This is a genomic window from Paenisporosarcina sp. P4_E4_2, from assembly GCF_056401595.1.
Genome location: NZ_JBFUJC010000077.1, coordinates 1 through 10,878, shown reverse-complemented (window position 1 = coordinate 10,878; position 10,878 = coordinate 1). Strand labels below are relative to the sequence as shown.

At 39.4% G+C, this 10,878-nt stretch carries 15 protein-coding genes; 1 reads left to right on the top strand and 14 read right to left on the bottom strand.

Annotation, left to right across the window (positions count from 1 at the left end; all coding sequences use genetic code 11):
- The 6 genes from AC1DSB_RS07935 to AC1DSB_RS07910 all read right to left on the bottom strand — a co-directional run.
- The coding region (locus AC1DSB_RS07935; protein ID WP_477586353.1) for a biotin operon repressor at positions 1 to 512 on the bottom strand (512 nt) is incomplete at its 3' end.
- Positions 490 to 1,686, bottom strand: coding sequence for a CCA tRNA nucleotidyltransferase (locus AC1DSB_RS07930; RefSeq protein WP_342541704.1), 1,197 nt, complete (start codon positions 1,684 to 1,686; stop codon positions 490 to 492). The genes AC1DSB_RS07930 and AC1DSB_RS07935, both read right to left, overlap by 23 nt.
- Positions 1,673 to 2,815, bottom strand: a complete 1,143-nt coding sequence (bshA, locus tag AC1DSB_RS07925; protein ID WP_016427396.1) for an N-acetyl-alpha-D-glucosaminyl L-malate synthase BshA — start codon at positions 2,813 to 2,815, stop codon at positions 1,673 to 1,675. Before bshA ends, AC1DSB_RS07930 begins: the two co-directional genes overlap by 14 nt.
- Positions 2,816 to 2,831: 16 nt before the next feature.
- Positions 2,832 to 3,236, bottom strand: coding sequence for a methylglyoxal synthase (mgsA, locus tag AC1DSB_RS07920; protein WP_477586351.1), 405 nt, complete (start codon positions 3,234 to 3,236; stop codon positions 2,832 to 2,834).
- Between the two features lie 19 nt (positions 3,237 to 3,255).
- Complete coding sequence (gene dapB / locus AC1DSB_RS07915; protein WP_304412219.1) at positions 3,256 to 4,053, bottom strand: 4-hydroxy-tetrahydrodipicolinate reductase; 798 nt, start codon at positions 4,051 to 4,053, stop codon at positions 3,256 to 3,258.
- Positions 4,050 to 4,385 (bottom strand): nucleotide pyrophosphohydrolase, encoded by a 336-nt coding sequence (locus AC1DSB_RS07910; RefSeq protein ID WP_477586349.1) that lies wholly within the window; start codon positions 4,383 to 4,385, stop codon positions 4,050 to 4,052. The genes dapB and AC1DSB_RS07910 overlap by 4 nt, the downstream gene beginning before the upstream one ends.
- Before the next feature lie 108 nt (positions 4,386 to 4,493).
- On the opposite strand from AC1DSB_RS07910, the gene AC1DSB_RS07905 reads away from it, so the two are divergent.
- Positions 4,494 to 5,363 (top strand): YitT family protein, encoded by an 870-nt coding sequence (locus tag AC1DSB_RS07905; protein ID WP_036659377.1) that lies wholly within the window; start codon positions 4,494 to 4,496, stop codon positions 5,361 to 5,363.
- Positions 5,364 to 5,438: 75 nt separating this feature from the next.
- On the opposite strand, the gene AC1DSB_RS07900 is transcribed toward AC1DSB_RS07905, so the two are convergent.
- The 8 genes from AC1DSB_RS07900 to AC1DSB_RS07865 all read right to left on the bottom strand — a co-directional run.
- Positions 5,439 to 6,125: a zinc metallopeptidase gene (locus AC1DSB_RS07900; RefSeq protein WP_036659379.1), complete on the bottom strand. Its 687-nt coding sequence runs from the start codon at positions 6,123 to 6,125 to the stop codon at positions 5,439 to 5,441.
- A 53-nt stretch (positions 6,126 to 6,178) separates the two neighbouring features.
- Positions 6,179 to 6,778, bottom strand: a complete 600-nt coding sequence (gene lhaT / locus AC1DSB_RS07895) for a lipoprotein heptaprenylglyceryl N-acetyltransferase LhaT (protein ID WP_342541705.1) — start codon at positions 6,776 to 6,778, stop codon at positions 6,179 to 6,181.
- A 62-nt stretch (positions 6,779 to 6,840) separates the two neighbouring features.
- Entirely contained in the window at positions 6,841 to 7,602 is a 762-nt protein-coding gene (locus AC1DSB_RS07890) for a menaquinol-cytochrome c reductase cytochrome b/c subunit (RefSeq protein WP_016427403.1), read from the bottom strand.
- A 41-nt stretch (positions 7,603 to 7,643) separates the two neighbouring features.
- Positions 7,644 to 8,318 carry a menaquinol-cytochrome c reductase cytochrome b subunit gene (qcrB, locus tag AC1DSB_RS07885; RefSeq protein WP_016427404.1) on the bottom strand — a complete coding sequence of 225 codons (675 nt, stop codon included), beginning with the start codon at positions 8,316 to 8,318 and terminating at the stop codon, positions 7,644 to 7,646.
- Between the two features lie 20 nt (positions 8,319 to 8,338).
- The gene (locus AC1DSB_RS07880; protein ID WP_016427405.1) at positions 8,339 to 8,842 is read right to left on the bottom strand and encodes a QcrA and Rieske domain-containing protein; all 504 of its coding nucleotides are present in this window, start codon (positions 8,840 to 8,842) and stop codon (positions 8,339 to 8,341) included.
- A 164-nt stretch (positions 8,843 to 9,006) separates the two neighbouring features.
- Positions 9,007 to 9,450: a YpiF family protein gene (locus AC1DSB_RS07875; RefSeq protein WP_016427406.1), complete on the bottom strand. Its 444-nt coding sequence runs from the start codon at positions 9,448 to 9,450 to the stop codon at positions 9,007 to 9,009.
- 47 nt (positions 9,451 to 9,497) lie between these two features.
- Positions 9,498 to 10,052: a ReoY family proteolytic degradation factor gene (locus AC1DSB_RS07870; protein WP_016427407.1), complete on the bottom strand. Its 555-nt coding sequence runs from the start codon at positions 10,050 to 10,052 to the stop codon at positions 9,498 to 9,500.
- A gap of 13 nt (positions 10,053 to 10,065) precedes the next feature.
- Positions 10,066 to 10,878, bottom strand: an 813-nt coding sequence (locus AC1DSB_RS07865; RefSeq protein ID WP_477586346.1) for a tetratricopeptide repeat protein, incomplete at its 5' end; no start/stop codon positions are given.

The following is a 10,878-nucleotide window of genomic DNA, read 5'->3' as shown; positions in this document are numbered from 1 at the left end:
GCTATATCTTCTATGGCTCTTGTGACTGCTACTGCTGCAACCAACGTGAACTGCGGTGCTTTTGTAGGCGGTATTTCCGGTCGAATGATTACACTCATCCAAATGCCTTTTCCTTGAGTAGAGGTCCATGCTCGTGCCAAACGACCTTTTCCTGCCGTTTGTTCTTCACAAACGACAATCGAGCCATCAGGTGCTCCCGATTGTGCAAGTCGATGGGCGATAGGCTGAGTCGAAGGGCAAGTTTCTTCATAATGAATTGACTGGCCAAACCGTTTGGATGTCAAATACTGATTAATTTTGGCGGCTTGCAATGAGTCTGGAGAGGATGTCAATACATATCCTTTTTTCTTAATGGAATTAATCACAAATCCTTCTTCTTCAAGTTCCTTAATATGTTTCCAAATAGCTGTTCGAGATAATCCAAATTCATCTGCTAATTGTTGGCCCGAGACAGGCTGACCCTTTGCAGATAATAAACGTTTCTTAATTTCATATTTCACTGTTGGATTCATTCATTATCCATTCCTTTATTTTGGTAGCATCATTCACTACTTTTTTATGAAGCACAGCCATTTCAATCTCTGCCAATGCTTCTTTGAGCCAAGGACCACCACGCTTGCTAAACCAATCCATCAAGTCTTTCCCTGAAATGACAAGATCAGCTTTTGATTGAATTGGTAAGGAACGCTTGAGTTTTATTATTGTATCGATTGGCATCGGTGGGATCTTATCTCTCAATACATGAACGAGGCTCTCCGCCTTGATAAGAATATCTTCATTAAAAGAGTATAGGTCATCTCTCGTAAACAAACGTTCAAATCGAATTTGAGTGGCTTTAACCAGTTGACCAATTTGTTGTTTCGATTCATTCGATAATTTAAACGTTCTGGTCAGTTCGGACACAGATGAGGTTTCCTGCAATAAACAAAGAAAGGACCAACATATCAAGCTGTTGCGAGGATTTCCTAGTTGCGCCCATTTTTCATGTTGGAATGGGAAACCTCCTGGCAATTGATCGGACAATTTGCTTGTGACGAGATAGCTCATTCCATTTTGTAAGTTCGAGCTATCCCACATTTTTTCAAGTTCAGCAGTCACTCGTTCAACAGATACATATGTAAGATTTTCCGCGCAAAATTGGATGGCTTCCAACGATTTGTCGTCAATTGTAAAACCGAGCTGAGCACTGAAACGTACAGCTCTTAGCATACGTAGAGCATCTTCCTGAAAACGATCAGTAGGATTGCCGACAGTTCGAATGATTCGGTTTTCTAAATCAAGTCTTCCATCGAACAAATCGATAATCTGAAAACTTTCAGTCATGGCTAGTGCGTTCATTGTGAAGTCTCTACGCTTCAAATCTTCTTCGAGAGACAGGACAAACTTTACATCCGTTGGTCTTCGGTAATCTGCATATTCCCCGTCGCTCCTAAATGTTGTGACTTCAATGGGAATATGACTTTCGAGAACAAGGATAGTTCCATGGGCAAGTCCGACATCGACCGTCCGTTTGAATATTTTTTTTACTTGTTCTGGTAAAGCGCTGGAAGCGATGTCGATATCATTGGCTTCTTTTTGACGCAAAAAATCGCGCACTGCTCCTCCAACAAATACGGCTTCATATCCATTTTCTTTCAGCTTATTTATAATTGCTGTACCAGCTTGCCAATGTTCAGTTGTTAACATATTGACGAACCACTTTCTCGTACAGTTTTTCGTATTGGTTCACGATGATTGAAGAATGGAATTTTCGAGACACCGCTTCAATGGAAGCATTTCTCATGCGTTTATGTAAGTCATTATTCTTTAATATCTTCAAAGCATTACATGCCACTGCTTCAACATCGTTTAAAGGGACAATGTAGCCATTTTCTCCGTGGTCTATTACTTCTGGTATTCCGCCTACATTTGTGCCGATACAAGGTACTCCACAGGCCATTGCTTCTAATAATACCAACCCGAACGCTTCCTTTTCCGACAGAAGTAATTTCAAATCACTTATAGAGTACAATTCAGACACATTATTCTGTTTTCCTAAAAAGAGCACATCATTTTGTAATCCCAAGGAATCGACTTGTTTAATGATGTTATTCATTTCAGGCCCATCTCCGACAAGAAGTAATTTAGATGGCATTTCTTTTCGTATATAAGCAAAACTTGAAACAACATCTTCAACATGCTTCACCTTTCGGAAATTCGAAACATGAATGACTACCTTTTCATCCTCATGAATATTGAAATAAGACTTTACATTCGTTGATTTGGATGGAACATATTCGCGTTCATCAACAAAATTATAAATGGTTTCAATCGTCTGAGATGGTTGTATTAATTGATACGTTTCTTCCTTCAATGAATTGGAAACTGCCGTTACCACATCTGATTTTTCAATTCCATAGCGGATGGCACCTGTAAGAGATGAATCGTAACCCAAAACACTAATATCTGTACCATGCAATGTTGTCACGATTCCCACATTTTGTGCGGCCATGTCACGAGCCAGCACTGCACATACCGCATGTGGAATAGCATAATGCACATGCAGTATGTCTAAGTTTTCTTTTTGGACCACTTCAGCCATTTTACTCGCCAGGGCGATATCGTAAGGAGCATATTGAAAGACAGAATAACTGTTTACTTCCACTTGATGAAAGAAAATATTTGGAACCATGCGATTTAACCGAAAAGGCATGCTGGAAGTAATGAAATGAATTTCATGACCACGCTCTGCAAGGAGCTTCCCCAGTTCAGTTGCGATTACTCCTGACCCCCCTACTGTTGGATAGCAGGTGATGCCAATTTTCAATTTCTTCATGAAACCACTTCCTTTCTTAAGAACGTCTTTCTTGTAGTAATCGCCAATCAATAAAGCCTTTTTGCAGACCTTTTAATAAAACTTCTGCAGTTCCCATATTGGTAGCCAAAGGAATTWGATACACATCACATAATCGAATCAACGCAGTCACATCAGGCTCATGAGGTTGGGCAGTCAACGGATCACGGAAGAATATAATCATATCCATTTCATTTTTTGCAACCATGGCACCTATTTGCTGGTCGCCTCCAAGTGGACCCGACTGAAAACGGATTACGGCTAAACCTGTTTCATCGATAATCCGTTGTCCCGTGGTTCCTGTAGCGTAGAGTTCATGCTCATCCAAAATGTCACGATAAGCAGTCACAAACTGGATCAGATCATCTTTTTTACGGTCATGCGCAATTAAAGCTATTTTCATGAGGTTCGCATCCTATCATTTATAAAATGTTTTCGAGTCCGTACACAAGTTCTTTTAAATCCATCACCTGGTTTATAGAAAATGTCACGCCAGACATAAAAGATTGTCGATTGAAAGAATCATGTCGCAGTGTGAACAGCTGCCCATCTCCACCAAACATCACTTGTTGGTGAGCTACCATTCCAGGTAGTCTTACACTATGTATTGGTATTCCATCATAGGATGCACCTCTTGCACCTGGCAACGTTTCTTCCTCTAATGGATGTCCTTGTTTATGTGCTGGTCGTACTTCCGCAATCATTTGAGCTGTTTTATAAGCTGTACCAGATGGGGCATCTAGTTTTTGATCATGGTGCATCTCAATGATTTCAACATCCGGAAAATAAGCAGCAGCCATGGATGCGAATTTCATCATCAATACGGCACCTATCGCAAAATTAGGTGCAATAATGCAACCTAATTCATTATCCTTTGCAATTTTCGTGCATAACTCTAGTTGTGCTTCGCTAAACCCTGTTGTGCCGATTACTGGTCTTACATCATTTTGCAAACACATCGTCGTGTGTTCAAAGACTTGATGGGGTGTAGTCAAGTCCAAGAAAACATCTGGTCTGATTGCTGAGATCAGACTATCTAGATTCAAAAATACGGGTACATCATAGCCTGCAGGAAATTCTGGAGACTCACTTAATAGATCTCCTATTTCTTTATGATCAAGTACTGCCACTAATTCCATATTCTCATTATTCATGATAGTATGTACAGCTTCTTGTCCCATTTTGCCTCGTGGTCCACCTATAGCAACTCGAATCATTATTCTTCCTCCTTTAACGTCCAACGATTTTTATCTCTTGAGTTAAATTTGTCCATTACACGGTCATGTGCTCGTTGCATATCAATGTTCTCAGAATTGGCAAAACAGATAWGAACGAACAGCAAATCGCCTAATTCTTCTTCCAGGCTCTTTTTTRCTTCAGTCAATTTTTTCTTCTTTATACCATGCACATGTTGAACTTCCCTTGCCAATTCACCTAGTTCTTCAGTCATTCGTGCAAGCATTTCAAAGGGAGGAAAATAACCTTCTTTAAATTTCCCAATATAATCGTCGACTTCTTTTTGCAAAGTTTGAATAGTTTTCTCATTCGTCATTCTTTTCACGCTCCTATCCTTATCCTAATAATAAGGAATGATGTTGTCAAAATACTAAAAATGAATGATAATAGCGAAGGATTCTTTTTCAGAAAATGGGGTGTTTCAGTGTTGAAAGGCATTAAGTTTAAAAATATATTTTTCATTATGTTAGGAGCAGCAATATTCAGCTTTGGTTTTGTTCATTTTAACATTCAAAACGAGCTTGGTGAGGGTGGATTTAGTGGAATCACCTTAATATTATTTTTTGCATTCAAACTAGATCCAGCTTTAATGAATTTGCTACTTAATATTCCCATGTTTATTCTGGGGTGGCGCCTTCTAGGGCAAAAAGTATTTGTATATACAATCATCGGGACTGTCTCCGTATCAGTATTTTTAAAGATTTTTCAAATCTATGAAATCAATATACATATACAAGATGATTTGTTCCTCGCTGCCCTTTTTGCAGGAGTTTTTGTTGGCGTAGGGCTTGGTATCATTTTCAGATATGGCGGCACGACAGGAGGCGTGGATATCATTGCCAGACTGGCGCATAAATACTTTGGCTGGAGTATGGGAAAAACGATGTTCATGTTTGATGCAGCGGTCATTCTACTTTCCTGGTTAACATTCTTGGATTCACGTTCCATGATGTATACGTTAGTGGCGGTCTTTATTGGAGCGCGGGTGATTGATTTTGTGCAGGAAGGTGCTTATGCAGCACGTGGTGCATTTATTATTTCGGAATTCCAAAGTGAGATTGCAGATCGAATCGCAAACGATATGGAACGAGGCGTAACCGTATTAAGAGGTTTTGGACATTTTACTAAATCTGACCGTGAAGTCTTGTATTGTGTGGTAGGTAAGAACGAAATTGTCCGCTTAAAAAGCATCATCACATCCATAGATCCCCATGCCTTTGTTTCAATGACTGAAGTACATGACGTTATGGGCGAAGGATTTACGTTGGATGAGCAAAAACGTCCACTGGATTAAGCAAATGATATAAGTTAGTTGGATATAAAAAACTCACGTGGCATGTCAATCATGCACGTGAGTTTTTTTTTGATTCTATTCGTCTCGGCTCATGCCTGTATAAATTAACACTAAACGTAACAACTCAAGAACCCCTACAGCAGCTGCAGCAACGTACGTCATGGCAGCGGCATTCAATACTTTACGTGCATGTTTTTCTTCTTCGTTACGGATGACTCCGAGAGTAACGATTTGAGTCATGGCACGACTTGAAGCATTGAATTCTACTGGCAATGTAACAATTTGGAACAATAACCCTACGGCTAACAAAACAATTCCCAATAACAACATATTGGACATGCTTGCAAAAATCCCGATCATCACGAAAATCCATGATGCATTTGAAGAGAAGTTTGCTACAGGTACTAACATGTGGCGGAATTTCAAAAATGAATAAGCTTCTTTATGCTGAATCGCATGTCCAACTTCATGGGCAGCAATTGCAGTACCAGCGACTGAAGCTTCATGATAATTGTGCGAAGATAATGCGACAATTTTCGTCATAGGATTGTAGTGATCGCTCAAGTAACCGCGACTTTCAACCACTTTAACATCTTGTAAACCGTTTTGATCTAAAATTAAACGTGCTACCTGAGCACCAGTCATCCCAGATGTAGAACGTACTTTTGAGTATTTTTTATACGTACTCTTTACTTTATATTGCGCGTAAATTGGTAACAATAATAATACGGCAAAATATATCAAAAAACCCAAATGGATCATCTCCCTATTTTCTATCTACCACTTATTTTATCTGCCCTGCAATAAATGAGCAACTATTTAGGCTGCTGAAGAGGTGACGATTTAGTGACCTTAATCGCAAGTAATATACAAGCGATTGATAACCAGAATGTAAAATAGCCGATTGCCTGAAAATGTTCGCTCAAGCTACGATAGATTGGCATTTGTCCAAAGACATAGTCAATAACATCATTATGTAACGTCCAGATCGATGCTATCAAAATATGTTTCCACGTGAATTTATAGTTAGGTATATATAGTACTGCTTGTACGGCCATCGCAAAATGACTCGCAATCAACATCCATCCGACCGCACCAATTGGACTCCCTTCAAATTGTGTCCAAATGTTCATTACTACTGCCCATAATCCATATTTTACAAGCGTAATCAAAGCGAGAGCTTCAATAAGCTTGAAATTTCGGTTAATCAGCCATCCAAATAGAGCAATTGAGAAAAATAAGCTGGCTGTGGGACTATCTGGTACGAAAATCAAGAAAATCGGATCCGTTATTGCAAGTTGCCACCCATACCAGTAATACCCATAAGCAGTTCCTAAAATATTTACGATGAGCAACAACCACATGAATGATTTATGAAATAATATGAATTTAATTTGAGTAAGTAAAGTATGCACTTCCTACGACTCCTTTATGTACAAAAAAAGAGCCAGTTTCCTGACTCTCTTTTTAAAATCAATTATGGTGTTAACTCATCAATGAATGTAGCTAACTCTTTTAATTCTTCTTCAGTACCTTTGAACGAGCCAGCTGGCATTGTACCTTTACCATTTTTCGCGATTTCCATAATTTCTTCAGCCGTTTTATCAGTAGCTGCTAAAGATGGACCGATACCACCTTCAAATGCATTACCGTGACAGCCTATACAAGATGCTTCAGAGTAAATTTTATACCCTTCCGCTTCTGTGTCGAATTGTGCTTCTTCACGAATTTCACCTTGAGCTTTTGCTGCTTCCCAGTCATGGTTGACCACTGATTCCCAAGTAAGGTAAATCATTGATGCCAATGCAAGTAGCATAAATGCCGTTGGTAAAGGACGTTTAAATGGACGACGTTCTGGACCTTTGTCCAAGAATGGTGCAAGCATTAGTGCACCAAACGCAAGTCCTGGAATAACGATTGCTCCGATAACATTATATGGACCAGAAGCAAATTCATATTTTAACAATTGATATAAGAACAAGAAATACCAGTCCGGTAGTGGAATGTAACCTGTATCTGTTGGATCCGCTTGGCGTTCAAGTGGTGATGGATGTGCAACAGTCAAGATTAAATAACCAATTAAGAAAACGGAACCAACCAACCATTCTTTCAATAAAAAGTTTGGCCAGAAAGCTTCTGTTTTACCCGGATACTCGGAATAGTCTTTTGGAATATTCGGTTTGCGATTAGCAGGTACACGAGAATCCCCGACAAATTTCATCCCTTTTCCGCGATGCATATTGTCCCCYCCTTTTAGAAATCATCAAAGACGCTGTTTTTTTACAACGGTCCTGAAATACCTTGTTTACGAATCATGATAAAGTGTGCTGCAAGCAACCCAAGCAAAGCAGCTGGTAAGAAGAATACATGAATCGCAAAGAATCGTGTTAGCGTTTGTGCACCGAGAATGTGTTCATCGCCGGCTAACAAGGTTTTAATAGCTCCTCCGATAAATGGCACGGATGCAGCAATTTCAATACCTACTTTCGTTGCAAACAACGCTTTCATGTCCCAAGGAAGTAGGTAACCCGTGAATCCTAAACCTAACATGACGCCTAAAATCAATACGCCGACAACCCAGTTAAGTTCACGAGGTTTTTTATAAGAACCTGTAAAGAATACACGTAATGTATGAAGGAAAATCATAACGATTACAAGTGAAGCTCCCCAGTGATGCATACCACGCACAATTTCACCGAATGCTACTTCGTTTTGTAAGTAGTAAACGGATTTCCATGCATTTTCAATATCTGGCGTATAGTACATTGTTAAAAACATACCCGAAAGAATTTGAATCACAGTGACGAAGAACGTTAAGCCCCCGAAACAATAAACGAATGCTGAAAAATGATGTGCAGGGTTAACGTGCTCTGGAACTTCATGATCTGCAATATCACGCCAAATAGGAGTAATATCCAGACGTTCATCCACCCAATCATAAATCTTATTTAGCACTGACGTCGTACCCCCTTACTTTAAACTAATGTATTTGGTCGTGTTTTACCGATTTGTAAAAGACCATCTTTCACACGTACTTCGAACTCATCCAACGGACCTAGAGGTGGTGTTTTTGGTACGTTCTTACCATTCTTCTCATATCGACCACCGTGACATGGACAGAAGAATTGGTCCGGGTGATCCGGGCTACCTGCCCAGTTTACCGTACAACCTAAATGTTTACATACTGGAGATAGCGCGATAATTTTGTCGCCCTTTTTGTAAACCCATGCAGTGCTTGTGACTTCAGATGTATACCATGCATCTACTTGTTCAAATGAAAAGTCTACGCGTTCCGGCACATCAGTGATATCAGCCACTTTTTTATCAGTTGGTACAAAGTCTCCGCCTCCAGCTTTTTGCAATACTGGATCGATTGCAAAACGAACCATCGGCATTAACATACCTGCAGCCATAAACCCACCAACACCGGTTAGTGTGTAGTTTAGGAATTGACGTCTTGATACACGATTGTTACTCATCCTTTTCCCCCCTCTAACTTTAAAGGTCAGTCCAACGGACATACTTATACAAAAAATAGTAAAACTAGGACAGTTCTATGATAGCTCAATAAAAAACGGAGGTCAATATTCCTTTAGTTGCGAACATCTACTTTGTGAACATTTCTTGAAGCTTATTGAACTGCCTATTCCCAGCGATTTGCAAATACCGGAATTATTTGTCTCAATTGATCTTCCAGAACGGATTGACGCAATTTCTGGTCCATGTGTTCAAGTGGTATAGAAGGCGTATAAATAACGTTTAATTCACTTACTTCATTYCCCCACGTCATATCGCATGAAACAAAAAACAAGTGCTTAAAGCCCGCTTCATTCAACGTTTCCGTCCATTCATTCCCTAATTGTTGCCTATTGGAACGCTTCGTATACGATATCGGTGGCATTAACACCACTCGTCCTTTAAATTGATTTTCGATAAAAGCGGTAAGAGACATCAAAAATTCAGCGCTTGATGCATTTTGTTTCAGTTGGCTGGCTTGTCCATCGATTAGTAACAAAGGGATTACGGCTGTATCAACAAATTCTTTCTGTTCTAAAAATACATTTATATCTTTTGAGTTCCAGTACATATCTTCATTTCCTTTCAACAAAAAACTTCATCGCATATACGATGAAGTTAAGATTTGGATGATTCTTTCATCCCTTGTAGCAATTTAGACAATTCAAAAAATCGTTCTTTATCATTGGCGTCCAAAGCTTCATCAATTTGTTTCAATATATGTTCTTCTCTAAATGAATTCATGCTGACTTTGAGCACTTCTTCAGCTATAAGACGATCTTTGTCGTTAATATGCAGGTATTTCGGCATAAATGGATTTTCTTCCAAAACCGCCAAATACTCTGAACTTGGTGGTACATTTGGAAAATTCAACTGAATAAACATGTCTTCATTTGGATTTAAACGTAAGTCGTGAAATGATTTCTCGGCATCTGCAGTCATTAAATTTCCTTTGTAAAAGCGAAAAGGCACGCCATTCGACTCTGTAACAGACATAACCATCGCTCTTGGGCAGTAATGTGCTTCTTCTACAAAATGTACTTTTTGGAGTAAATCATCATGACTTAACAAATAATTGAGGATCCATACGCATTCTCGTCGTTTCATTTGATATCGTTTCAAAAACCAACGCACAAATTCTTTCTTTTCCATCACAGAAACAGATGCGGTCATACTACTCCTCCTTTCACGACAATGATTCAATCAGGTCTTGCCATCTTTCTTCATGAGGTTGTAAAAGAACTAATTGTCTACCTATTTCTAGGGCTTCATCACGTTTTCCTTCTTCCAGCAGAAAATAAACGTATTTTTCCATGAACAACGGGTCTTCCTTATGATCAGTATATGCCAAAGAATAAAAATCGTATGCACGTTCAAAATTTTCTTCTTTCGCATAGGCATCAGCCGCAAATGGGTATAACGCGGACCAATCATCTTGATTATTTGAAATGATCTCAATCAATTCAATGACATCCTGATCGCGTTCTTCTGCGTGTAAATATGACACTAGAGTCAACGTCGCTTCCATATATTCTGGGTCCAGTGCGATTGCCTGACGCAAATGCTGTTCAGCTTCTATCACTTTACCTAGTTTCAAGGCTATTTTGCCGGCAAATAAATACAATTCCTTATCATATTCATCACGACTTAATCCTTCTAGAATTGCCTGGTATGCTTGTTCATGGTCTTCAAGCATGCTATAGGCTTGCGACAGGAGCAAATGTGCAGAGAAATAGTCTGGGTCCAATGTCTTTACTTCGTTCAGTTTACGAACTGATAAATCATACTGCCCCGCTTGGAATGCGGCATAAGCATAACCAAAAAGCAAATCTGGCGTAACATGGTTTGACAGTGATTCTTCGTAAAAAGGAATGGCATCTTCATATGCCGCTCCAGCACTGTAAACTTCAGCTAAACGTTCGGATAAACGTACCCCGGCAATTTCATCTGTTGTGGTTTTTAAGTTTTCATATAGTCGTGCAGCTTCGAGATACTTTCC

Bases quoted from the DNA above. Each gene is read 5' to 3' on its own strand.
- AC1DSB_RS07930 (WP_342541704.1), bottom strand. From the start codon at position 1,686: ATGTTAACAACTGAACATTGGCAAGCTGGTACAGCAATTATAAATAAG.
- bshA (WP_016427396.1), bottom strand. From the start codon at position 2,815: ATGAAGAAATTGAAAATTGGCATCACCTGCTATCCAACAGTAGGGGGG.
- AC1DSB_RS07900 (WP_036659379.1), bottom strand. From the start codon at position 6,125: ATGATCCATTTGGGTTTTTTGATATATTTTGCCGTATTATTATTGTTA.
- AC1DSB_RS07890 (WP_016427403.1), bottom strand. From the start codon at position 7,602: ATGCATCGCGGAAAAGGGATGAAATTTGTCGGGGATTCTCGTGTACCT.
- AC1DSB_RS07880 (WP_016427405.1), bottom strand. From the start codon at position 8,842: ATGAGTAACAATCGTGTATCAAGACGTCAATTCCTAAACTACACACTA.
- AC1DSB_RS07870 (WP_016427407.1), bottom strand. From the start codon at position 10,052: ATGACCGCATCTGTTTCTGTGATGGAAAAGAAAGAATTTGTGCGTTGG.